We start from the raw sequence: 24394 nt of genomic DNA on the forward strand, positions 1-24394 counted from the left end.
GAGATATTGCGTCTCGCATTCTTACCACTTCCGCTATTTAAGCTATGAAAAAAACTGCCGGGGCGCCATTGCTGGCGTTGGCGTTGCTGGCCGGTGCCTGCAGCCAGAGTGAGCCCGCCCAAACTGCTGCCGCCGCCAATACGGCCACCGTGCCAGCAATGCCGACAGTAGCAGTGGCAGAAACTTCCGCGGCCCCGGAAACCATTGATCACCGGCAAATCCGCATCAACGGCCTGCCCTTCGAGACGACCACAGCCGAGCTGGTGAAGGCCTTGGGCCAGCCCGACACCATTGACAAAAATGCCGTGGAGTGCGGTGGCCATTTCGAAGACAGCAAGGGTGACCACTACAAATACGGTACTAGCCTGTTCGAAGTGAATGGCAAACAGGCCGTTATGGGCGTTGTGAACTTCAGTAGCGGAAAACTCCGCGTAACGATTGGCGAGCAGGTCCTTGACCAGAACACGACGTTCGAGGAAATTCGCCAGCGTTATCCGCAGGCTGCCAGCGGAGTAACTGACCGGCGTAATCAGACCATGGGTAAAACATCCCAGGTGTGAGCATTCCAGAACCTGGGGCCGACGATTCCTGGATAATGGAGTTCGAGCAGGGCAAGCTGACCCGTTTCGAGTACTACTTCCCCTGCTGATAAGTAGTAATCCGGCTGTACGCTGATGAAAAAGCCCCCGGTTTCCGTGCGTAGTGTGCGGATGCCGGGGGCTTTCGTTGTTGCTGTTTTCGGTTCAGACGGCCTCGGCGGCCGTTGCGAGTGGCCACCAGCGGGCCGCCAGCCGCTGATAAACGGCGGCGCAGGCCCAGGCCGTGAGCGAGCCCAACAATGCGCCGGCCAGCACATCGGTCAGGTAATGGGCCGCCAGATACATGCGGCTGTAGCTCACTACCACGGCCCAGGCAAACAGCAGCACCTTGGCCAGCCAAAACCGTCGGGGCAGTACCATCGTCATGAATACGGCCAGCGCAAAGGCATTGGCCGCGTGCGATGACAAAAAGCCAAACTGCCCGCCGCAGCCGTTGGCCAGGTTGAGCGTGGCCGATAGGTCGGGGTCGTGGCAGGGGCGCAGGCGGGCGAAGTAGGGCTTGAAGAAGCGGCTGGAAATGGCATCGGCCAGCGCTACACTTGCGCCCAGCAGCGGCAGCAGCAGCCGGGCGCGGCGGCCGTAGAGGTAGATGAGCACCACCAGCAGCACGAAATACGCCGGAAACCACACGAAGCGCTCCGTGAAAAACACCATCCACTTATCGAGGGCGGGCGAGCGGTTGGAGTTGGCCGCTACTAGCAGCCAGCGGTCCAGGGCCTGCAGCTGCTCAATCACTGGCCGACGGTTTCAGTGGTGGAAAGGTCGGCAGTTGGGCCAACCGCCGCGCTGGCGTTCAGCCAGTCGAGGCCGGGGTGCAGCCACTGCTGGGTGTCGGCCTCGGGCGAGCCGGGGGCGGGCGGCTGGTTGTAGTGCCACTCGGCCTGGGGCGGCAGGCTCATCAGGATGCTTTCGGTGCGGCCGCCTGTTTCGAGGCCGAAGCGGGTGCCCCGGTCGATGGCCAGGTTAAACTCGGCATAGCGCCCCCGGCGCACCAACTGCCACTTTTTCTGGGCTTCGGTGTGGGGTTGGCCGGCATTTCGGCGTAGCAACGCGCAGTAGCTGCGGCCGTACACCTCGCCCACGGCCCGCACAAAGGCGAACAGACTATCGGCATCAGCCTCCTTACCCACGATGAGCCGGTCGAAGAAGATGCCGCCCACGCCGCGGGTTTCCTGACGGTGGGGCAGGTAGAAGTACTCATCAGCCCACTTCTTAAAGCGCGGGTAATAGCCGGGGTCGTGCTGCTGGCAGACCTGGGCAATCTGCTCGTGAAACCAGCGGGCCTGCGCCACGTCCACGTAAATTGGGGTCAAATCCAGCCCGCCGCCAAACCAGGCTTCGCCGTTGCCGGCCTCGAAGTAGCGCACGTTCATGTGCGAAATCGGCGCCAGCGGGCTGCGCGGGTGCTGCACCACACTCACGCCGGTGGCGAAGTAGTCGGGCGAAGGCATGAGCAGCTGCCGGGCCGCGGCGTCGCTCATGCGGCCTTCCACGGCCGAAAAATTCACGCCGCCTTTTTCGATAATACTGCCTTCGGTGAGGATGCGTGAGCGGCCACCGCCGCCGCTGTGGTGCTGCCAGGCATCTTCGCGGAAGCGGCCGGTGCCGTCGGTGGCTTCGAGCTGCTGACAGAGCCAGTCCTGAAACAGGCGCATCCAGGCCTCTACGGTGTCGCGGAAGCGGGGCAGCCCGGTGGGCGGGGCGGGAAAGGGGGCGAGGGCAGGCGAATCGGGCATTGGGGCAAAGGTAAATAAAACCGCCGGCCGTCGGGCCGGGTGTTACCTCAGGCGCCGGATAAGGCCTAACCCATTGCCGCTATCATTGGTTGTTAAGATGTTGAACGAAAGTGCCGCCCACCATCATTTCGGGCTGGCCCAAATACCCGGCTAGCTATTTCGCACTTAGTCTCATTGCCAATCCCCCATATCCCGTTGTAACTTCCCATGAACCCCGCTCCACTATTTCCCGCCGACCTGTTCCGTCGCCAAGACGAAACGCCAGACGCGGAATTCTACCACCACCCGCGCTTCGTCGCGCACATCGACGATGCCGCCATTGCGGCCGTCACGCAGCTCTACCGCGAATATTTCCCGCCCAACAGCGCCCTGCTCGACCTGATGAGCAGCTGGATAAGCCACCTGCCCGCCGAAATTGCCTACCGCCGCGTGGTGGGCCTGGGCATGAACGCGGCCGAGCTGCGCGCCAACCCGCGCCTCAGCGCCCACGTGGTGCTGGACCTGAACGAGCAACCCAATCTGCCCTTTCAAAACCAGGAATTTGACGGCGCGGCCATCTGCGTGTCCATCGACTACCTCACGCAGCCGGTGGCGGTGCTACGCGAACTGGCCCGCGTGCTGCGCCCCGGTGCGCCGTTGGTCATTACCTTTTCCAACCGCTGCTTTCCCAGCAAGGCCATTGCGGTCTGGCACGCCCTCGACGACCGCGGGCACCTGGCGCTGGTGCAGCGTTTCCTGGAAGAAGCGGGCGGCTGGCAGCCCATTACCCTGCTGGACCGCAGCCCCGCCCCCGGCCACTCCGACCCGCTGTATGCCGTAGTGGCCCGGGTAGCCCTGCCGCAAAATCAAGCCGTTATCGACTGATAAATTTCTGCTACCAAACAAGAAGAGCGCGCCAATTGGCGCGCTCTTCTTGTTTGGTAGTCTATTCCAAAAACCTTACCCCGTTGTGCGGAGCGGTTTTCAGGCAGCTACATGCGAGGTGTTATGCTGAAACTTTCACGTCGTAGCGGTCGAGCATCATCACCTTGTCCCACGCCTTCACGAAGGCTTTCACGAAGCGCTTCTGGCCGTCGCTGCCGGCGTACACTTCCGCTACGGCCCGCAGCTGGCTGTTCGCGCCGAACACGAGGTCCGAGCGCGTTGCCGTGAAGCGTTTCTCGCCAGTCGTGCGGTCATTGAGCGAGAAGGTCATGCCTTTGGCATCCGTCTTCTTCCACTCGAAATCCATGCTCGTGAGCACCGTGAAGAAGTCGTTGGTGAGCATGCCTGGGCGGTCGGTGAAAATGCCGTGCGCCGAGCCATCGTGGTTGGCGTTCATGGCTTTCAGACCGCCCATTAGCGCTACCCACTCGGGCGAGGTGAGCGAGAGCAGCTGGGCTTTGTCGAGGAACATTTCTTCCGGGGCTACACCCTGCGAAATGGCGTCGAAATCCTGGTCGAGGTAGTTGCGGAAGCCATCGGCCACCGGTTTCAGCCACGTGAACATCTCAATGTCGGTCAGCTCCTGCGTCGTATCGCGGCGGCCCGGCGTGAAAGGAACGGCAGTGGTAAAGCCCGCATCAGCCGCCGCCTTTTCGAGCGCGGCGCAACCGCCCAGCACAATCAGGTCGGCCAGCGACACCTTTTTGCCACCCGTCTGCTGACCGTTGAATTCCTCCATCACCTTGCGCAGGGCCGCGATAACCGGCACCGTGCGCTGATTCACCGCCCAGTCCTTTTGCGGGGCCAGCGCAAGCCGCCCGCCATTAGCGCCGCCCCGCTTGTCGCTGCTGCGGTGCGTAACGGCGGCCGAAAAGGCGGTGTACACCAGGTCGGAGCCTGAAATACCCGATGCCAGAATCGACTTTTTGAGCGCCGTAATATCCGCCACGTCAATCAACGCATAATCGGCCACCGGAATGGGGTCCTGCCAGAGCAGGTCGTTTTCGTTGACTTTTTCGGGGCCGAGGTACCGCTCGCGCGGGCCCATGTCGCGGTGGGTCAGCTTGTACCAGGCTTTGGAAAAAGCCTGGGTGAAGGCGTCGAAGTCGCCGAGGAACTTCTCGCAGACCTTGCGGTATTCGGGGTCCTCCTTCAGGGCAATGTCGCTGGTCATCATCATCAGCGCGTTCATCTGGCCGGGGATGTGCGCGTCGGGCGTTTTGGGCGCGTTCTTGTCCACTGGCGTCCATTGCAGCGCGCCGGCCGGGCTCTTGGTCTGCTCCCAGTCAAACTTGAACAGGTTTTCGAGGTAGTCGTTGTCCCACTGGGTTGGGTTCGGCGTCCAGCTGCCCTCAATGCCGTTGGTCATGGTGTCTTCGGCGTTGCCTTTGCCCTTATGGTTGTGCCAGCCAAAGCCCATGGCCTCCATGGGCGCAATCTCGGGCGGCATCCCAATTTCTGAGGCCGGTACCATGCCGTGGCTCTTGCCGAAGGCGTGGCCGCCGGCAATCAGGGCCACGGTTTCCTCGTTGTTCATGGCCATGCGGGTGAACGTCACGCGGATGTCGCGCGCCGAGCCCAGCGGGTCGCCGTTGGCGTAGGGGCCTTCGGGGTTCACATAAATGAGGGCCTGATGAGAGGCCGCCAGCGGGTTTTCGAGGTCGTAGTCCGCGTCGCCATTTTGGCCGCGCCACCGCTTATCCCGGTTCACCATGCTGTCGGGCGATTCCGCGTTCTTCAGGTCTCGCACCACCTCGGGCCCCCAATACGTGCTGTTGTCAACCTCCCAGGCATCGTGGCGGCCGCCGGCGAAACCGTAGGTGGGGAAACCCATGATTTCCAGCGCGCAGTTGCCGGTCAGCACAATGAGGTCGGCCCAGGAAAGGGCGCTGCCGTACTTCTGCTTGATGGGCCAGATAAGCCGGCGCGACTTGTCGGTGTTGCCATTGTCCCACCAGCTGTCGACGGGCGCAAAGCGCTGCAGCGCCTCCCCGGCGCCCCCGCGGCCGTCGGCAATGCGGTAAGTCCCGGCCGAGTGCCAGGCCATCCGAATCATTTGCGGGCCGTAGTTATTGTAGTCCGACGGCCACCAGGCCACCGAAGTAGTCAGAAACGTCTTAATTTCCTGCTTCAGCGCCTCCAAATCGAGGGCGTTGAACGCTTCAGCGTAGTTGAAATCATCGCCGAGCGGATTGGCGCTCGGGCCGTTTTGGTGCAGCTGCTCCACCTTCAGCCGGTTGGGGTACCAGTCGGACAGCGCGGGCGGCGTTCCTAGTACGCCGCCGATGCTGTCGCCGCCGAAAGGGCATTTGCCCGCCATTTCAAACGTATCGGTGTTGGTCTTGTCGTTGGTTATGTTGAGCATATGGGGTTACAGAAGGTTGATTTCGGGCAGGCCAGCGTTGGCGCGACGTAGCTACTATGCACCCAAGACATCAGGACGCCATGTAATGTTGTGCCTCATTAGTGCGGGCAGGGCCGACGTTGCGCCCCGGGGCCCTGGGTGTCAGGCAGAGAACCGCACGCTTTTTCAAGGGCCGTTTTTGTACGTAGATTCCCGACGGCGGATGAAGGCCAGCGTTGCCCGCCGCGTATTTTTCTTCGGGAAGAAAAGCGGGGGAAGCCGAATTTTCGCAACATCCGGCTCCAGATGGCGCTTGTTGAAGGATAGGATTTGCTCTTCGTATGCGTAAAAAAATGAAACACATTGGCCGGCTGGTAGTCGGTCTTATTGGGCTGTTGCTGCTGGCCGGGGCGGCCTTTGCCGGGCTCAGTCCGCAGTTCGGCGGCACGCCCACCAAGGCCGAAAAGGCCCGCTATGCCCGCAGCGGCCACTACACGAAGGGCGAGTTCCAGAACCAGATTCCGACCGAGCTAATGACCGGCAGCAGCATGGCCGAGGTGATGTGGGAGTTTGCCTTCAAGAAAACGCCCGGTAAAAATCCGTCCGGCCCGCTGCCCATGCAGCTGCTCGATTCGCTGAGTATCGTGGGTAAAACGCCCGAACTGCTACGCGTAACGTGGTTCGGGCATTCGGCCAGCCTGCTCGAAATCGGGGGGCAGAATATTCTGCTCGACCCCATGCTGGGCCAGGAGATGGGGCCGCTTAGCTGGGTTACGCCCAATCGCTACAACCCGCGCGTGCCCATTTTCGCCGCGCAGCTGCCGCCCCTCACGGCCGTGCTCATTTCCCACGACCACTACGACCACCTCGACTACGAAACAATTCGCCAGCTGCGGAGCAAAACCCGGCTGTTTGTGGTGCCGCTGGGTATTGCGGCCCACCTGCGGGCCTGGGGCGTCGATACGGCCCGCATCCGCGAGCTGGACTGGAACGACTCGGTGCAGGTGGCGGGCCTGACCATCATCAGTACCCCGGCGCGGCACTTTTCGGGCCGCGGGCTCACCAACCGCAACTCCACCTCCTGGAGCAGCTGGGTGGTGAAGTCGGCCACCCGCCGCGCCTTTTACAGCGGCGACGGGGGCTACGGCCCGCACTTTGCCGCCATCGGCCGCCAGCACGGCCCCTTCGATGTGGGACTGCTGGAATGCGGCCAGTACGACCCGCACTGGGCCGATATCCACATGGTGCCCGAGCAGAGCGTGCAGGCCGCCCGCGACGTGCGCGCCGCCGTGATGCTGCCCGTGCACTGGGGCGCTTTCACCGAGGCCAACCATCCCTGGGACGAGCCGGTGAAGCGCGCTACGGCCGAAGCCGCCCGCCTCGGCCAACCGATAACCACGCCCGAGCTGGGCCAGCCCGTCACGCTCGATGGCTGCCCATTACCTCAGGCGCGGTGGTGGGAGAAGGTGAAATAGGGAGTTGGCGAAAAAGAACGTCATTCTGAGCAGCGTGAAGAATGACGCTCCTTTTCACCGAATCACCTCCTTCCGCAACACCTGCAATACCAGCGGCTCGGCCTGGAGCGGCACGCCGAAACGGGTATCGGTGGGGAATGCAACCGTTGCGGGGGTGCGCTGGTAGCCCAGGCGCTCGTACCAGGCCAGCAACTCGTGGCGAACGGAAATGACGGTCATGCGCACGGCGGTGCAGCCCAGAGCGCGAGCGTGGCTTTCGGCGGCCTGCACCAGCTGCCGACCAATGCCGCCGGCCTGCAAGCTGGGCTCCACTGAGAGCATTCCCAGGTACAGCTCAAGGTCTTGCTGCTGCAGAAATACGCTGCCCACCAGCTCACCGTCGGCGGCGCGGTGGGCCAGCAGAAACTGCGCGTGGGGCTTTTCGAGCTGCTCGTGCAGGTCGGCTTCGTCGGTACGCTGGCCGGCGAGCAGGGCGGCCTCAGTGGTCCAGCCCTGGGCCGAAACTTCTCCCCGGTAGGCCCGGTTAACGAGGCGGTTGAGGGCCGGTATATCGGCCAGCGTGGCGGGGGAGAAGCAGAGCATGAGACGCAAGGGGATATGGGGAATGGGAGAATAATGTGGCGGGGACTTGGCGTGGCAACGAAAGTAAGCAGGGCAGGGAAACAAAGAGGACCGGGTCGAACGCCAAGCGCATCAATTTACTGCCTCCTTAGCTCACCTTGCTCCACCGCACCTTTCGTAACTTCGCCCCAGCACCCACCCTCCGCTCATGACCTTCGAAACCGTCCCCACCCCGGAAATCGATTTGACTGCTACCCACGCTTCGCCCGAACTGCTACGCCGCGCCTATCGCCTGCTGCGCACCAGCGACGAACTGGCCCGCCTCTACGAGGAAAACAAGGCCGTAACGGCCAAATACGTGCATGCCACGGCCCGCGGCCACGAGGCCATTCAGCTGGCCGCCGCCACCTGCCTCGGCCCCCACGACTACGCCGCGCCCTACTACCGCGACGACTCCATGCTGCTCGGCATCGGCCTGACGCCCTACGAGCTCATGCTCCAGCTCATGGCCAAGCGCGACGACCCGTTTTCGGGCGGCCGTACCTACTACTCGCACCCTTCGTTGCGGCGGGCCGGTTTTCCCACCATTCCGCACCAGAGCTCGGCCACCGGCATGCAGGCCATTCCGGCCACCGGCGTGGCCCAGGGTATCAAGTACCTGGAAAGCCAGAACGTGGGAATGCTGCAGGCAGACCCCCGCGACTTTTACGAAAGCGGCCAGCCGGCGCCCGGCCTGTATAGCTCGGTGCAAGCCGGTGAGCATGATCGTAACCCACTGGTGATTTGCTCGATTGGTGATGGAGCCATGACCGAAGGCGAGGTGAGCGAGGCCATGCAAATGGCCGTGCTGCACCAGCTGCCCATCATTTTCCTGGTGCAGGATAACGACTGGGGCATTTCGGCAACCGGCCGCGAGATGCGCACGATGAACGCCTACGAGTTTGCCGCCGGCTTCAAGGGCCTACACCGTTTGCAGACTGATGGGGCCAATTTCCTGGCCAGTTACGCCACCATGCAGGAGGCCGCCAACTACGTGCGGGCCCGGCGCGGGCCGGTGCTAGTGCACGCCAACTGCCCGCTGCTGGGCCATCACACCAGCGGCGTGCGCCGCGAGTGGTACCGCGGCGACGACCTGGCCCAGCACACCCTGAACGACCCGCTGCCCCGTTTCCACGAGCAAATGCTGGCGCTAGGCTTCGCCGAAGACGAGCTGCAGCAACTGGCCGACGAGGCCCGCGCCACCGTGCAGGCCGACTACGAGCGCGCCCTAGCCGCCCCCAATCCCGACCCGGCTACCTTCGCCGACCACGAATTTGCCCCGCCGGCCGTAACCGAGGAAACTGGTGAGCGCGCCCCCGCCGGCGCCGAAAAGGCGCTGATGGTAGATGCCGCCCTGCACGCCGTCGATGACATTCTGCGCGAGTTTCCGGAGGCCTTGTTCTACGGCCAGGACGTGGGCGGCGAGCTGGGCGGCGTATTCCGCGAGGCCGCGCTGCTGGCCAAAAAGTACGGCGACGCCCGGGTGTTCAACACGCCCATTCAGGAGGCCTACATTATTGGCAGCACGGCCGGTATGAGCTCCGTGGGGGCCAAACCCATCGTCGAAATCCAGTTTGCCGACTACATCTGGCCCGGCCTCAACCAGCTGGTGGAGGAGCTCAGCAAGTCGTGCTACCTGAGCAACGGGCAGTTTCCGGTGCAGAGCCTGATTCGGGTGCCCATCGGGGCCTACGGCGGGGGCGGGCCCTACCACTCGGGCTCCATTGAAAGCACGCTACTCACCATCCGCGGCATCAAGGTGGTGTACCCGAGCAACGCGGCCGACATGAAGGGCCTGTTGCGCGCCGCTTTCCTCGACCCCAACCCCGTGGTACTGCTCGAACACAAGGGACTGTACTGGAGCAAGGTGCCCGGCACCGAGGAGGCCAAAACCATCGAGCCCGCCGCCGGCTACGTCATCCCGCTCGGCAAGGCCAACATCTTCCAGCAGGCCGATGCGCAGAAGCTGGCCAACGGCGAAACCTGCGTGGTCATCACCTACGGCATGGGCGTGCACTGGGCCCGCACGGCCAGCCGGCAGTTCCCCGGCCAGGTCGAAATCCTGGACCTGCGCACCCTCAACCCCCTCGACTGGGAGGCCGTGCAGGCGGCAGTGCGCCGCCACGGCAAAGCCCTGGTGCTCACCGAGGAGCCGCTGATGAACTCCTTCGCCGAGAGCCTCGCCGGACGCATTCAGCGCCACTGCTTCCGCCAGCTCGACGCGCCCGTATTCACCCTCGGAGCCGCCAACCTGCCCGCCATTGCCCTCAATGTGGAGCTGGAGAAGCAAATGCTGCCCAACCCCGACAAAGTAGCCACCGCCCTGGCCGAGCTGCTGGGGTATTAGGCGGGAAGCTAGGAGTAAGTTGGATATCCTGAAAGCCCACGGCATCAACATCAGGTCCTAAACTCTTGGCATTATCAACCAACGAAAAGCCCCGTCATCCTGCTTTAGGATGACGGGGCTTTTGCTACACACAAAGCGCTACTATCTGAGCGCTAAACTTAGTTCTTAACCAGCTTCAGCACCTGCGTGGTGTTGTGGCCGCTGATGCGGAGCAGATACACGCCTTTTACCAGATTCTGGGTGGGCAGCACCTGCTGCTGGCCGCCGTTGGCCGACCATTCGGCTACTTTACGACCTTCCGCGCTCAGTACCTCTACGCGGTAAGGGCCAGTGGGCAGCGCCTCCAGGTCGAGGGTGACATTGGCACTGGTAGGGTTAGGGAACAGGCGGACTGCCGTCGCGCTGCCCTGGCCATCGAAGAGCACCGTTTTCACGTCCGAGCGGGCTACCGTACCGTCGAGGTCGAGCTGGAGCAGGCGGTAGTAGCGCAGGCCGGCCTGAACTCCGGCATTCTTATCGGTGATGCGGTAGTCGAGGTGTTGGGTGCTGGTGCCGCGGGCCGGCAGGGTGGCCACCGGCACGAAGCTGCTGCCATCATTCGAGCGCTCCACCACAAAGCTGGCGCTGTTCACCTCCTGAGCCGTCGTCCAGCTCACCAGCGCGTCGCGACCCACGGCCTGCGCTTTGAAGTCGACCAATGTAACGGGCAGGGGCACTGCTTTGGCGCCGGAGCGGAAGATGGCCTCGGTGCCAGCGCCCCCTACTCGCGGAGCCGTAGAGGGAGTACCGCCGTAGGCTGGATCAAAGAGGTCCACCAAGCCGTTGAAGTTGTCGTCGTGGTAGTTCGGGCTGTCCATGTCAAGGAAATTGGGGATTTTATCCCCGTCATTGTCCCGCAGGAAGGCTGAATTCAGGACTTGGTTGGGGCTGCCAATGGCGTAGTAAGCGGCCTTGCCGGGGTTAGCCACCGCAAAAGCTCTTGCCTTAGCTACCAATTCCTCGCCGGCCGTGCCGTTCTGGTCGTCGTCGAAGCCCTCGGTCCAATCGGCCGTTTGCTGATGGATGGGGAGGAGGCCTTTGCCAGCATTATCACCATCCGAATCAAAGTCAAACATATCTGCGACAGCGCTTCCGCCCGAATTAACCGGCGTACCAATAGCTGTACCACCGTTGCCGGGGTCGTAAGCGTCACGAATACCGTTGCGGTTGGTGTCAGTTTTGAAATTCGCCTGCGCCTTGCGGGCAGTGTAAACAACTGTCGTCTGTGCCTCTATTTCGTCAGTAATACCGTCGTTGTCGGAGTCGATGTCAAGGAAGTTGAAGTTGCGGATGGTCTGCGAGCCGCTCACACGCTGGTCAGTGTCGTTGTCGGCTAGGGTGTACTTGCTGGCGTTGGATTGGGTGGGGGTGATACTCTCATTATAGTCACCGTCGTTGTTGCCTACTAGCGTACGGACTACGGTATATGTTACGTTGTTTTCTACCGCGTCAGGCAAACCATTAGGCCCTACTCCAGCATTTAGGCCTGCTGCAGAAGATGTTGCAGCTGCCGATGAAGTGTATTTAGATTGGGCTGGATCGTAGGCGCTGGCAAAAACGTATGTAGACCGAGTATATACGTAAGGTTGTCCACCATTCCCTTTGCCTGTTCTAGACTCGGTCATTAGAGTCTTGTCGTATGAATATGTTGGATTCACGTTGCCATTCGCCTCAAAAGCGTCGGGCAGTCCGTCACCGTCCGAGTCGAGGTCGAAATGATTGGGAGTACCGTCAAGGTCGGCATCGAAGATGTCGTTCACCCCATCGTTGTTTGCATCCTGGAAAGCTCCGAGTACTGGGTGCTTGTAGGCCGCGTCGAGGTAACGGATGGGCGGGTTAGGCAGTAGGGAAGTTGCCGTCTCTATAAAGCCCGGATCGATGGCTGAGGCCGCTACCACCGTATTCGTAGCGGTGTTGAGCGGACTAAGTGCTTCCACTACGTCCAGTATACCGTCATTATCGTCGTCAATGTCCACGTTATCCGCTACTCCGTCGCCGTCGTTGTCGCAAACGCTGGTGTAGGTGAACGAGGTAGCCCCATTAAAGGCGGAGAAACCGTACGTCCAGGTGTTCACCGTGTACTGGTCGCCGTCGTCGCTGGTAGCGCCCCATTTATGGACGCCCTCACTAAGCGTATTGCCGGAGCGCTGGCCAGCCAGCTCCGTTCGTGGGGCCGGGAATTTGGTGGCTGGCAGGTTGGAGTCGTCCCAGTACAGCAGGTCGTAGACGGTGCCGTTGGCCGGGCGTACGTTGCGCACCCGGAATCCGTCGGGGTTGCCCTCCGCGTCATACACCGGGAAGTTGAAGGCAGCGCCGTTGCTGGTAAACTGGAAGTTAATGTTCTGGCCAGTCGGGGCTACGTCTTGGTTGTTGCCGTTGCGGCCGTTCCAGACCACCGTGTTGCTGGTGCCCGCGCCCACGCTCTGGGTCAGCAGCACGTCGGTTGAGTTGAGCTGGTAGCCGGGTTGCCCGTTCAGGTCAATGAGAATGTCGAACTGGCCCGCTTCGGCCGAACTGGTCGTAAAGGCCACCTGCGTTTTGCCGTTGCTGCAAAAGGGCTGGGGCGTCACGCTTACTGTCGGAATGGGGGCACTGGGCCAGATGGTTTCGTCAGGGTTGTTGACGAAGTTGGGGTATTGGGCGTAGGCAGTGTTGGTGAGCTGGCTCTTGCGGCGGGTTGGAAAGTCGTTGGCTCCGCCGACGGGACTTGATCCGAAGGCGTTGGTAACGTAGAAGAATACCAGCGGCCGCATGCCGGCCAGTTCCACTTCCTTCACGTAGTACTGCCCCGGGTTCTGAATGCTTTCTACCAGCGGAAACATTTTGAACGTGGCCGAAAGACGGTTCAGGAAATTATTAGTGCCGGCCGATGTGCCGGCCGTAAAGGCCCAGAAGCGGCTGAACAGGCGGCCCGGCTTTTCCTGCCCATCGGTGCCCACAACGGTAAAATCCCAGAAATCATACTCAGAGCGCCGTTCTCCCGTGAAAGCAGTGCCGGCGCTGTTTCCCAAATCGTTGAAACCCGTCTGGCTGCCGGCGTTGGTGAATTCGCCCGTTTGGGTAAACTCCACGAAGAAATCCTGAGTGCTACCCGTGTTGTTCGTGTAACTGAGGGCGCGGTAGCCTGTGGGCGATAAGCTATTCGGGCCCTGCTGGGCTTGTACTGCCGTGGCAATTACGCCATCTTGGTTTTCATCGAGCAAGGCCTGACCAGTACTGGTTTGGTCGCGCGCCAATGTAGTCTGCTTCACAATAGTACCCTCGCCGGTTCCATAACGAACTGTCAGGATGAGGTCGGCGAACGTACCGCCCGCATACAACCCGCGATGAACACCGTAGTACAATTTTTCGCCCGGTTTTAGGCGCACATACATCCGGTAGTCCTCGGTGAAGGGTAGAGCCGTTGTGCCCCAGGAGCGAGGCTTCAGAAAGCCCAGCGACACGTTCTCACCCCCAATGGCATCGTGGGTCAGGAAGCCGGCGCGGGTGTTGGCCACGTCCGTCAGGGCCACCGTTGGGTTGGAGTTGGGCGTCAGCTGCTTCGAGCCTTCGGCCCGCACCAAGCTGGTGGGTAAGCACAGCAGTAGGCCGGCCGCCAAATGGAGTAATGGTTGTTTCATCAGCAAGAAAAGGAGAGGAGGCAGGAGGGGATATTCCGGGATGCTGCTTAAATGGGCAGCCCTGGAACGGCAGGCCGAAGCCGGGGCAACGAGGAGGCTGCAAGCGAGTCAGGAATAGTATTAAACCTGTGCAGTTAAACTCGGCAAGAATTGGAGTATACCCGCCAAATGTACTGATTCAGTCGATAAAAACTAGTATCTACCGGATATAAGTTGTTTCAGGCTTGTTGGTATGCGGGGCAGGAGGTTGATTGAATAGTCTTCATTCCAAATATTTTTGTATTTAATAAATATTCGATCCAAGCTATAAAAAGAAAAAGCCCCGCCAGGCGGGGCTTTTCTGCAAAGTGGCTATCAGAGGGGTCGGGAAATTAAAACGGATACCCGATGCCCAGGTTGAAGGCGGTTTGATCCTCGCGGAAGCTTAAGTTGCGAATGGCCCACTTGTTACCGGGGGCGGCGGGGTCGTATACTTTGGTGGCAATGTCGAGGCGCATAATCAGGAAGCTCAAATCGAAGCGGAAGCCGAAGCCCGAGCCCACTGCGAACTGCTGATAGAACTTGTTGAAGCGGAACTGCGCCCCCGGCCGCGGGTCGGAGCGCAGGGTCCAGACGTTGCCGAAATCAGTGAATACCGCTCCTTTTATAAAATTGTAGAGCGGAAAACGGTACTCAATGTTGCCTTCGAGCAACAGCTCGCCGGGCTGCTCCAGGTTGAAGTCGCGCACCCGCAGGCCATCCACAATCAGGGGTTGGGTCGGGTCATCCGGGTCGAATTTATACTGCGTGAACGAGCCCGCGCCCAGCCGGCGCGGCTTCCAGGCCCGCACACTGGAGCTGCCGCCCGCAAACAGGTACTTGTCGTACGGAATCAGAAACGAGGTGCTGGTATTCTGGCTGCCGTCGCGGCCAATAGTCGTCAGCGTGGTCGGGCTCAGGGCCGCCACGGCTCCGCCGGCCAGCCGGTACACCAGATACGAGTCGGAGGTGAGCTTATAATAGCGGCGGTAGTCGGCCGTAAACTTGGTGAAATCGTAGATTTTGAGGTCACTCTGGCGCAGGTTGCGCGTATCGGTAAACAGCGGCTGCTTCTGAAACAACCCCCGACTGAGGCCGCCTATCTCGGCAAACAGGCGCAGGTAGCGCGCGTCGCGGGTTTGGTTGAAGTCGTTGGAGTTGTAGAGGGAGGTGACGTTGAGGCTGGGAATGAGCAGGTTGTCGAAGCTGCGAAACAGGGGGGAGCCCTGCCGGATAAGCAGGTTCTGCAGAGTCGTCTGGAACGTGTCGCTGATGCTGGCCGTGCGGATAATGCTCAGGTCGATGGGCGTGAGCACGTACTGGTGGAAGGCCGAGCGCTGCCAGATGTAGTCGAAGGTTGCCTCGGCGTTGGTGCGCGTGTAGTCGGGCCGGTCGACGTAAGTATACGAGGCATTGATGCGGGTGCGCGGGTTGAACTCGCCCAGCCGTGGCCCCACCCGCCAGGGCACCAGAAACCGTGGCAGCACCAGGTTCACGTTGCCCCCAAGCTGGGTAGTCAGCTCGGAGCGCAGCTTTTCTTGGGTGTCGCTGCCTTGGGTGCCCGTAATGTCATACTGTCCTTCGAAGCCGGCCCGCACCCCAAATTCCAGGATTTCGGCCCCGCCGAACACGTTGCGGATTTTCAGGCGCACATTACCGAACGGCCCCACCTCCTGGGCCACGTAGGTGCCGCCAAACTCCACGGTTTCCTGAAACCGCTTGGCCGGCGCCGCGCTGACGGTGGCGTCGAGCAGGCCCTGGGTCGAGTCGGCCGGAGCTTCTGCGCCGCGCACCCGCCGGTAGGTAATGGTGGTGAAGCGGAATATATCCAGGCTGCCAAGCTGGCGCTGGGTACGCTGGGTTTTGGTGAGGCTATACGGCTCGTTGGGCCGCAGCGCCAGCTTGCGGTCGAGGGCCCGCGGACTGATGCGGTGGCGGTAGGCCAGGTAGTTAACCGAGTCGCGCACGAGCGTGTCGCGGCTTTGGCCGAAGCGCACGATACCCGCGTCGCTGATGAAATCGACGTGCCGCAGCGTGTAGCGGCGGTGCTGCCCGCGGGGCGGGGCATCTACGAGCGTGCGCAGGCGCACGGTGGTGGGCCGGAAGCTGGTGTCGGCCTCGAAGGTGATGTACTGCTGACGAAAATCGTAGTAGCCCTGGTTTTTGAGCAGCGTTTCCAGCCGCGCGCGCTCGGCCCCGATTACCTCCTCGTCGTACTGGTCGCCCTCCTGCAGCAGGCTTTGGGGCCGGGCCGCCCGCACCCGTTGGGCCACGGCCGAGTCGGCTACCTCGTCATCGAGCCGCGAATAATGAAAAGCGGGCCCCTCCTGAATGGTATAAGTAACCGTTACGCGCTGCGAGTCGGTGGAGTAGGGCGGCTGCAGCGCCAGCAGCCGCAGCGGCGTAAACCGGCGCGTGGGCACGGTATCGGAAACCGTAACGGAGCTGCGGAAAAAGCCTTTCGACTTCAGGTAAACGCCCAGCTGCTGCACCGAGGCGGCCGTGAGGGAGGAATCGTACACCACCGGCGGCTCGCCCAGGCGCATAACGGCGTTGCCCTTGTCGAGGGCCAGCTGGTAGCGACGCTCCTTCTGCTCGCGCCGGCGCAGCAGCTTGCCCACCTGGGCCGAGTCGGTGCCAGCTTCAGTAATCTGGCGGGCGTAGTCGGCCTTGGTATCGGCCAGCTTCCGGGCAATGCGCTCGGGGTTATAAAACGAGCGGCCAAACTGGTAGATGGTTACCTTTGGCAGCGGAAAGGTACTATTGGGCTGCTGCTGCACCAGAGCCGCCAGCCGCTCGGGGTCGGCCTTGTCGGTCCCCCGGATGTTGACGTCGCTCAGCAGCCGCTGGCCGGGCTTTAGCAGCCGCAGCGGCGAACAGCCCACCAGCCCGCCGCCGGCCAGCAGCAGGCCCGCCAGGGCCAGCCGCCGCAGCCGGGGCAGTTCAAATCGTTTAAAATTTCGCCCCAAAAGGGCCTCAGAAGGTGCCAATGGTTTCAAAAGCAGTAGCGAAATACGTGCACGCGCTGCACCTGAAGAAGTACCGCACCCGCCACGATGCTTTCCTGGTGGAAGGCGGCAAGAGCGTGCGCGAGCTGCTAAGTTCCGGCATTATCACCGAACGGCTGATAGCGACGCCCGAATTTGCTGATAAAATTGCCGCCGAGCTGCCCGCCGGGGTTCCGCTCGACCTCGTTTCGGCCGACGAGCTGACCCGCCTCAGCTCGCTGAGCACCAACAATACGGCCTTGGCCGTGGCCCGCCTACCCGCCGAAACGGCCCTGCAACCGGCCCTCAACCAGCTGCTGCTGGCCCTCGACGACGTGCGCGACCCCGGCAACGTGGGCACGCTCATCCGGCTGGCCGACTGGTACGGGCTGGCCGGGGTGGTGTGCTCCGAAAACTGCGCCGACCCCTGGGCCCCCAAAACGGTGGTGGCCACCATGGGCTCGTTCACCCGCGTACCCGTCTGGCAGCGCAACCTGCCCGAGTGGCTGGCCACGCTGCCCCCGGAGCTGCCCATCTACGGTGCCGACCTGCACGGCGACAACGTGCACCGCCTCCGGCTGCAACCCAGCGGCGTGCTCATCATGGGCTCCGAAAGCCACGGCCTCACGCCACCCGTCGAAGCCTGCCTCACCCAGCGCCTGCACATCCCCGGCCGCGGCCAAGCCGAAAGCCTCAACGTAGCCGTATCAGCCGCCATTCTGCTGGATAATTTTTACCGGAATGGTTGATTTACTGAACTAAAGAGCAAAAAAGATAAGAGTAAAAAGGCTCGTTAAACGACTCTCAAGGAGGGCGTTCAAAGAGCCTTTATACTTCTGCTTTTACTTTTTAATTCAGCAGCGTGATGCCGAAGCTGATGGTCTGGGCCTGAGGGCCGCGGTTATCTTTGAACAGCTCGTTGAGGTTGTATTTGGCGAACAGGTCGATGCCACGGACGCCGATGGTGCCCTGTAGGCCGTACTGGAAGTCTTCGAGGTTGTAGCTGCCGCGGTCCTTATCCTTTTTGGTGTTGCCGTCTTCCTCATACTTGAGCTTGGTGTGCGAGCCCAGGCGGTAGCCCACGAACCCGCCAGCGCCGGCGCGAAACGAAGAGCGGCCCTTGTCGTCGCGGAAGCTGAGGGCGACCATCAGCGGCAGGTTAATGGTCGATACTGCCAGCTTGCTCTTCTCGTAGTTGCGGCCTGCTTCGGTGGGCAGCTCCAGGGTCGTTACGCCGTTTTGGTTCACGAAGCGCCGGTTGTTGTCGAGCATGTAGTTGGTGAAGGCCAGCTCGGGGCCGGTGCGCAGGTACAGCGGCGAGCCTTTGCGGCCCACTCTGATGTCGTGAAGCCAGTTGAAGCTGATGTAGCGCGAGCCCCAGGGGCGCAGGTCCAGGGAGTTGCCGTTCAGGTCCTGCTGCTTGTTGGTCAGCGCGTTCAGGCCCAGGTCGATGGTAAGGTTACTATGCACGGCCCGGTTGGCTCGTTCCTCTAGCCGGGCCTTGCGCTCGGCCGACCGAATCGAGTCGGACTTGGCCGTCGAGCCCACCCGCACCGACACCCGGTCGTTGCCATCGGTGTTGCTTTCCTCCACCGTCACGCCAAACACCCGGCCCACGGTCACGTCCACTCGCTCGCCCGTCCTGCCCGATTTGGCAGGGCTGCCGGTTTTCTGGTCATTATGCATCGTGATGCGGATTTGCTCGGGCACTCGCTTGCCGGGCTGGTCTTTGGCGGGGTAGAATTCCATTGTTACCTGCTCGGAGGTGGAGTTCTTGCTGGCCTTCTCGGCCTGGGCGATGTAAGTGTCGAGCAAAATCATGAGCGAATCGAGCTTGTAGTTGCGCAGCTCGCGCAGCTGGGCCCGATCTTTTACATAGAGCGTCATCGTGGCTTGGTTGGGCAGGCGCACCACAATGGTGTCGTCGTTCAAAGCGCTAAGGGCGCGGGCCGAGCCGGTGGTCGAAACCAGGGCCAGCAGCATCGTCAGGAGCGGAAGCAGGAGGAAGCGTTTCATGGGAGAGTTGATTTTAGAGCCTAGTAATTAGTGCTTAGCTGCTGGTTGTCGGAATGCGCCTGAGTTCTCTAAGCACTAACAACTAAGCTCGAAGCACTACAATTGAATGGTTTTGGTGAGCGTGCGGCTGCCCAGGCGGGCCTGCACGGTTACCGTTTCGGGCAGGCCGGCGGCAGTCAGGCTCACCGGCTCGCCCTTCACCACGTTGCGTACCTGCCGGAGCACGGCCACCAGACCGCGGCGGCGGGCAGGTTGCTCCGGTTCCGGGGCTTCGTAAGCGGGCCGAACATCCACTTCAATCGGGCCGGTTAGGGCTACCGTGGCGGTGGCCAGGGCGGTGGGCCGCTTCAGGGCTGGTGCCAACCTGGGTTTGGACAACTCGGGCGCGGTGACGGCGAGGGCCGTTAGCGGAGCCGGCTCGTTTGCCGGCAGGTTAGAGGCAACCGTCGCCGAATTAGTCGGGGGCCGGCGGTCGGCGGCCAGGCCGGGTTGTACACCTCCGGGCCGGACTGCCGCAGCGCGAACCGTAGTGGCCACTAAGGCGGCCGGCCCAGGAGCCGTAACGGTGGCGGTTGCTTCTGAGGGGCCAGATGGGGTAGCTGCTTCAGCCGTTGCCTGGGCCGAGCTGTTTATTTCAGCGGCCGCCAGAAGTGGCTGTTGTTCAGCAGAATTATTGTTCGCCGCGGCAGAATTAGCCGCACCTTTTGCGCTGGCGGCCGGTATGCGGGCTGGCGCAGTGGCAGCCAGCTCGGGCCGGGCAGCTGAACCCCTGCCACCAGTCAGCAGCCAGCCAGCGGCCCCCAGCAGCACGAGCAGCGCCACCGAAGCCGCCGCCAGCCACATTACAGGGCGGCGGCGCTTGGCGGGTTGAATTTCGGCCTCGATTTCGGCCCACACGAAGGCGGGCGGGGTGGGGGCGTGGCCGCCCAACCGCTCGCGAAACAGCTTATCAATATCGTCCGGTTGCATACAGTTCTTTCGGTGAGGAGGAGGTGGGGGCGGCGGGGCGGGCCTCCCTATTGGCCACCGCGAGGCGGCGCTGGAGCATGCCCCGGGCCTTACTGAGCTGCGACTTGCTGGTGCCTTCCGAAATACCGAGCAGCTCGCCGATTTCGGGGTGGGAGTAGCCCTCCAGGGCGTACAGGTTGAAAACGGTACGGTAACCGGCCGGCAAACCCGCCAGCAGCGCCAGCATATCGTCGGCGCTGAGCTGGCTTTCGGCCGTGGCGGCCACGGCCGGCACATCGTAGGTCAAATCGTCGATGGCCAGGTGCAGCGGCTCCTTGCGGCGCAGCATCCCGAGGGCCTCGTTTACCACAATGCGCCGAATCCAGCCCTCGAACGAGCCTTCGTGCCGGTACTGGTCGAGGGCCCGAAACACCTTGGTAAACCCCACAATCAGGGCCTCCTCGGCATCCTCGCGCCTTCGCAGGTAGCGCAGGCACACCGACAGCATCAGGCCCGAAAACTGCTCATAGAGCTGCTTTTGGGCGCGGCTGCTGCCCTGGCGGCAGGCGGTAATTAACTCGGTTTCCGTCACGGGAACAGCGGCGTAAAGTTCAGGTCAGAAGCAGGTGGTTTGGGGCGTCAGATGCAAGGTAGCGCACAAGGGTTGCCTGGGAAGTGAAAATAAAGTCAAAGAGATAAAATCAAAAGTCAAAGCCGCTGAACATCGGCACTTGGCCCGTTCAGCGGCTTTGACTTTTAACTTTTTTCTCTGGACTTCGCCCTGACGTTGCCGCGCAAGGTCGTCGGCTACCTGCCCGGGCGAGTCCGGCGTCAGGCCGCGCTTTCCGGCTGGCTTACCAGCTCCGCACCCGCCTTCCGCCCGAAGGCCCAGTATAGCGCCGGCATCCCCAGCAGGTTGAGTACTGTCGACGTAACCACACCGCCCAGAATCACCACCGACATGGGGTGCTCGATTTCCGAGCCGGGCTCGTTGCCGGCCAGGATGATGGGCAGCAGGGCCAGCACCGAGGTCAGGGCCGTCATGATGATGGGCGATACCCGCTCCAGCGAGCCGCGAATGATAAGCTCCTTGCTGAAGGGCATACCTTCCTCGCGCTCCAGATGCTGGTAGTGGCTCACCAGCATAATGCTGTTGCGGGCCGCCACGCCCAGCACCGTGATAAAGCCCACGATAGATCCCAGCGACAGCACGCCGCCCGTGAGAAACGCCGCCAGCAGACAGCCCGACACGGCAAAGAACAAGCTCAGAATGCCCAGCGTGGCCAGCCGCACGGTGCCGAAATCAGTGTAGAGCACCAGGAAGATGCCGACGAGCGAGAGGCACACCAGCAGCGCCATGCGGTTCTGGGAGGTCTGCCGCTCGGCGTATTCACCCAGAATTTCGGGGTGGTAACCGGCACTAAACGCCACGCCATCCACCTGCGCCTGTACGTCGCGGGCCACCGAGCCCAGGTCGCGGCCGCGGACGTTCAGCGTCACGTCGATGCGGCGGGAGGAGGCTTCGCGGGTGATTTCGTTGGGCGTGGGCACGATGCGGACATCGGCCACCTCCTTGAGCGGCACGGCCCCGCCGCCGGGCAGGCCGATGAGCAGCTCACGCACGGCCCCGAAATCGGAGCGCACCGCCGGCTGGCCCCACACGGCCACGTCGAAAATCTTCTGTTCCTGGTAGATTTCGCCCACCTTGCGGCCCTTCACCAGCGTGCTGATGGCCTGCAATACGGTGCCCGGACTCAGCCCGAAACGCGCCGCCGCCTCAGGCTTAATCTTCACCTGAATCTGCGGCACCAGGGTTTGCTGCTGCACTTTCAGGTCCACCACGCCCTCCACGCCTTCCAGCTTCGCGCCCACTTCCTTGGCTTTAGTGTACAGCTGGTCGAGGTCAGGGCCGAAAATGCGGACCACGATGGTGGCCGACGTGCCGGTGAGCACCTCCTTGATTCGCTCGCGCAGGTAGGTGAGCAGGTCGCGATAGAGGCCGGGGTAACCGTCCACCACGGTCTGGATTTTCGCCACCGTGGCTTCGTAGTCCACCTTGGGGTCCACGGAAATCCAGAGCTCCGTGAAGTTCGGGCCCACCACCTCATCGGCCACTTCGGCCCGGCCGATGTGGGCGCCGAAGTTGCGGACGCCGGGAATGGCGCGCAGCTCCTTGCTGGCCCGAATGGTGATGCGCGACATGGCCTGCAGCGAAGTACCGGGCTTCTCCACCCAATGCATCAGAAAGTCGTATTCCTTGAAGTTGGGCAGGAATTCCTGGCCGAAAAACGGCACCAGCAGCATCGACACCACCGCCACCGTGGTCAGCGACCAGGCCACGCGCTTGGGCCGGGCCAGCAGGCCGGGCAGCAGCCGGGCGTAGTGCCGCTTGAGCCAGGCCACCACCGGCGCATCCTTCGACTCCTTTTCGGCCGCTTTGGGCAGCAGCATGAGCGCCAGCGCGGGCGTGAGTGTCAGGGCCACGAACAAGGAGGCCAGAATGGCCAGCACGTAGGCAAAGGCCAGCGGCTGGAAAAATACCCCCGACAAGCCCGGCAGCAGGAAGATGGGCAGCAGCACCAGCGCCACGATAACCGAGCCGTAAATCACGGCCGAGCGCACTTCCATTGAGGCCTCGTACACCACCGCAAAAGCCGTTTTGGGCGAGCCCGCTTCTTTGTTCAGCCGCAGCCGGCGCATGATGTTTTCCACGTCGATGATGGCGTCATCGACCACTTCGCCCAGGGCAATGATGAGGCCGGCCAGCACCATTGTATCAATGGTTTTGCCGGAGTAGCGCAGCGCCAGCGCCGCCGCAATCAGCGACGTAGGCAGCGCCAGGGCACTAATGAGGGCCGTGCGCCACTCATACAGGAAGAACAGCAGCACCAGCACCACCAGCACACAGCCGATGAGCAGCGACTTGTTCAGGTTGCTCAGCGACATCTCAATAAAGGTTGCCGGGCGGAAGATGGTCGAGTCGATTTCCAGCCCTTTCAGGCCGGGGCGCATGGCCTCCAGGGCCGCCTCCACCTGGCGCGTTACCTCCAAAGTATTCGCGCCGGGCTGCTTTTCTACGATGAGCAGCAGGCCGGGCACGTCGTTAATCACGGCGTCGCCGATGGGCGCGGGGAAGCCTTCCACTACCTGCGCCACCTCGCCCAGCTTGAGGCTCACGCCGTTGCGGAAGGTCACGGGCATCTGGGCCAAATCGGCGGCGCTCTGGATGGCGGCGCTCTGCGACACGGCCAGGCGCTGGTTGGGCGAGTCGATGAAGCCGCCGCCAGCCAGCGTAGTAGCGTCGGCCGCGGCTTTTTCCACCTCGGCCAGCGTGAGGCCCAGCGTGCGCAGCTGCTCGGGGTTCACCAGCACCTGCAGCTGCCGGTCGCGCTGACCCCAGATGGCCACGTTGGCTACGCCAGGCACGGCCATCAGGCGCGGCCGGATGCTCCAACGGGCCAGGGTGGTCATTTCCACCTGCGTGAGGCTGTCGGAGGTGATGCCGATTTTAAGCACCCGGCTCGTGGACGACAGCGGCGAGAGCATGACCGGGGGCCGGGCCACGCCGGGCAGCGTGGGCGCTACCCGCGCCAGCCGCTCCTGCACCGCCTGCCGGGCGTTGTTAATGTCAATTCCCGGCGGATAGTACAGCACCACCGACGACAAGCCCAGCACCGATTTGGAGCGGATTTTCTTCACGTCGGGCGTGCCGTTCAGGGCGTTTTCCAGCGGCACGCTGATGAGGGCTTCCACCTCGGCCGTGCTCAGGCCGGGCGCTTCGGTCTGCACCTCCACGTAAGGCGGCGCAAATTCCGGAAATACGTCTAGCGGCGTGTTGCGCACCACCTGCAGGCCCGCCACGAGCATCACCCCGAACAGGATGACGACCACCAGCCGCAGCCGCAATGCTGATTCAATTATCCACTTCATATGGTGCTGGTTATGCGCTTTAAAGGAACGGTCATGCAGAGCGCAGCGAAGCATCTCGCCCGCTTCGTTACAGTAGTATTCAAGCGAAGCGGGCGAGATGCTTCGCTGCGCTCTGCATGACGTTCAGATTATTTGTTCGTACTGCCTAATGGCTGCCGCCGAACTCCGTTCCGAATAGCTCTGCCGCGCCGTCGGTCACGACTTCCGCGCCGGCTTTTACACCCCGGGAAATGACGATTTGGTCGCCCACGGCCCGCTGCACTTCCACCCGTTGGCGCGTGTACTGCCGGGGGGCGGTGCGCACGTATACCCATTGCCCGCCCGTGGCGTCGTAGAGCAGCGCGGCGGCCGGGATGGTGAGGGCCGGGGTGCCGGTCGCGCTGCCGGTGCCGGCCGCCGCACTGGTCAGGGGCACGTCCACGGCCACCCGCTCGCCGGGGCGGAATGCTTCGTCGGAGTTGTCAATTTCGTAGAACACATCGGCTGTGCCTGTGCTGGCGGTGGCACCGAGCAGGGGCGCTTCCACCGGCCGGCCCTGGCGCGAGGCCCCGCCGTTGAGCGGGCGCACGGTTACTGCCTGGTCCTGGCCCAGACGGCGCAAATCGCCCACGAACAGCGGCACGCGCACCCATACCTTGTTGAGCGCGGCCAGTTCCACCAGCACCGTGTTGGCGGTTACCACCGAGCCCGAGGTCACGGTGACGCGCTGCACCACCCCACTGAGCGGGGCTTTGATGGGCAGGGCCTGCCCGCCGCTGGTGTTGCCATTCGCGGCGCCTGACGGGCGCGGGCGATCGGCAGCCCGCGCTGG

16 protein-coding genes are annotated in these 24394 nt (G+C 62.5%); 5 read left to right on the forward strand and 11 right to left on the reverse strand.

Translation table 11 applies throughout. The features are described 5' to 3' along the window. The first annotated feature begins 44 nt into the window (after positions 1 to 44). Entirely contained in the window at positions 45 to 560 is a 516-nt protein-coding gene (locus D0N36_RS03090) for a hypothetical protein (RefSeq protein WP_116939572.1), read from the forward strand. 183 nt (positions 561 to 743) lie between these two features. Here D0N36_RS03090 and D0N36_RS03095 read toward each other — a convergent pair whose 3' ends face one another. Together D0N36_RS03095 and hemF are read right to left on the reverse strand one after the other, a co-directional pair. Beyond that, on the reverse strand, positions 744 to 1334 hold the full coding sequence (locus D0N36_RS03095) for a phosphatase PAP2 family protein (protein ID WP_116939573.1): 591 nt from the start codon (positions 1332 to 1334) through the stop codon (positions 744 to 746). Further along, positions 1331 to 2335 carry an oxygen-dependent coproporphyrinogen oxidase gene (gene hemF / locus D0N36_RS03100; protein WP_116939574.1) on the reverse strand — a complete coding sequence of 335 codons (1005 nt, stop codon included), beginning with the start codon at positions 2333 to 2335 and terminating at the stop codon, positions 1331 to 1333. The genes D0N36_RS03095 and hemF overlap by 4 nt, the downstream gene beginning before the upstream one ends. 207 nt (positions 2336 to 2542) lie before the next feature. Between hemF and D0N36_RS03105 the strand changes: the two genes are divergently transcribed. After that, on the forward strand, positions 2543 to 3199 hold the full coding sequence (locus D0N36_RS03105; protein ID WP_116939575.1) for a class I SAM-dependent methyltransferase: 657 nt from the start codon (positions 2543 to 2545) through the stop codon (positions 3197 to 3199). A gap of 121 nt (positions 3200 to 3320) precedes the next feature. Here the strand turns inward: D0N36_RS03105 and katG are convergent, their stop codons facing one another. Then, entirely contained in the window at positions 3321 to 5624 is a 2304-nt protein-coding gene (gene katG / locus D0N36_RS03110; RefSeq protein ID WP_116939576.1) for a catalase/peroxidase HPI, read from the reverse strand. Positions 5625 to 5956: 332 nt separating this feature from the next. On the opposite strand from katG, the gene D0N36_RS03115 reads away from it, so the two are divergent. After that, positions 5957 to 7078, forward strand: coding sequence for an MBL fold metallo-hydrolase (locus D0N36_RS03115; RefSeq protein WP_190242493.1), 1122 nt, complete (start codon positions 5957 to 5959; stop codon positions 7076 to 7078). Between the two features lie 54 nt (positions 7079 to 7132). Here the strand turns inward: D0N36_RS03115 and D0N36_RS03120 are convergent, their stop codons facing one another. After that, positions 7133 to 7660 carry a GNAT family N-acetyltransferase gene (locus D0N36_RS03120; protein WP_116939578.1) on the reverse strand — a complete coding sequence of 176 codons (528 nt, stop codon included), beginning with the start codon at positions 7658 to 7660 and terminating at the stop codon, positions 7133 to 7135. Positions 7661 to 7847: 187 nt separating this feature from the next. Between D0N36_RS03120 and D0N36_RS03125 the strand changes: the two genes are divergently transcribed. Further along, the gene (locus D0N36_RS03125; protein WP_116939579.1) at positions 7848 to 10025 is read left to right on the forward strand and encodes an alpha-ketoacid dehydrogenase subunit alpha/beta; all 2178 of its coding nucleotides are present in this window, start codon (positions 7848 to 7850) and stop codon (positions 10023 to 10025) included. Between the two features lie 158 nt (positions 10026 to 10183). Here the strand turns inward: D0N36_RS03125 and D0N36_RS03130 are convergent, their stop codons facing one another. Continuing rightward, a complete protein-coding gene (locus D0N36_RS03130) occupies positions 10184 to 13684 on the reverse strand; it encodes a T9SS type A sorting domain-containing protein (protein ID WP_116939580.1) in 3501 nt (1166 codons plus the stop codon). 371 nt (positions 13685 to 14055) lie between these two features. Continuing rightward, positions 14056 to 16671, reverse strand: a complete 2616-nt coding sequence (gene tamL, locus D0N36_RS03135; RefSeq protein ID WP_116939581.1) for a translocation and assembly module lipoprotein TamL — start codon at positions 16669 to 16671, stop codon at positions 14056 to 14058. A 20-nt stretch (positions 16672 to 16691) separates the two neighbouring features. On the opposite strand from tamL, the gene D0N36_RS03140 reads away from it, so the two are divergent. After that, positions 16692 to 17438 (forward strand): TrmH family RNA methyltransferase, encoded by a 747-nt coding sequence (locus tag D0N36_RS03140; protein ID WP_116939582.1) that lies wholly within the window; start codon positions 16692 to 16694, stop codon positions 17436 to 17438. Between the two features lie 100 nt (positions 17439 to 17538). Here D0N36_RS03140 and D0N36_RS03145 read toward each other — a convergent pair whose 3' ends face one another. From D0N36_RS03145 to D0N36_RS03165, 5 genes are all read right to left on the reverse strand, one after another. Continuing rightward, entirely contained in the window at positions 17539 to 18705 is a 1167-nt protein-coding gene (locus D0N36_RS03145) for an outer membrane beta-barrel protein (RefSeq protein WP_116939583.1), read from the reverse strand. 96 nt (positions 18706 to 18801) lie between these two features. Next, positions 18802 to 19674: a hypothetical protein gene (locus tag D0N36_RS03150; RefSeq protein ID WP_116939584.1), complete on the reverse strand. Its 873-nt coding sequence runs from the start codon at positions 19672 to 19674 to the stop codon at positions 18802 to 18804. Then, positions 19655 to 20245 carry an RNA polymerase sigma factor gene (locus tag D0N36_RS03155; RefSeq protein ID WP_116939585.1) on the reverse strand — a complete coding sequence of 197 codons (591 nt, stop codon included), beginning with the start codon at positions 20243 to 20245 and terminating at the stop codon, positions 19655 to 19657. The genes D0N36_RS03150 and D0N36_RS03155 overlap by 20 nt, the downstream gene beginning before the upstream one ends. Before the next feature lie 239 nt (positions 20246 to 20484). Beyond that, positions 20485 to 23583: an efflux RND transporter permease subunit gene (locus tag D0N36_RS03160; protein WP_116939586.1), complete on the reverse strand. Its 3099-nt coding sequence runs from the start codon at positions 23581 to 23583 to the stop codon at positions 20485 to 20487. 145 nt (positions 23584 to 23728) lie between these two features. Beyond that, positions 23729 to 24394, reverse strand: a 666-nt coding sequence (locus tag D0N36_RS03165) for an efflux RND transporter periplasmic adaptor subunit (protein WP_116939587.1), incomplete at its 5' end; no start/stop codon positions are given.

Source organism: Hymenobacter lapidiphilus (assembly GCF_003417065.2).
In the GTDB taxonomy this organism is placed as follows: Bacteria; Bacteroidota; Bacteroidia; order Cytophagales; family Hymenobacteraceae; genus Hymenobacter.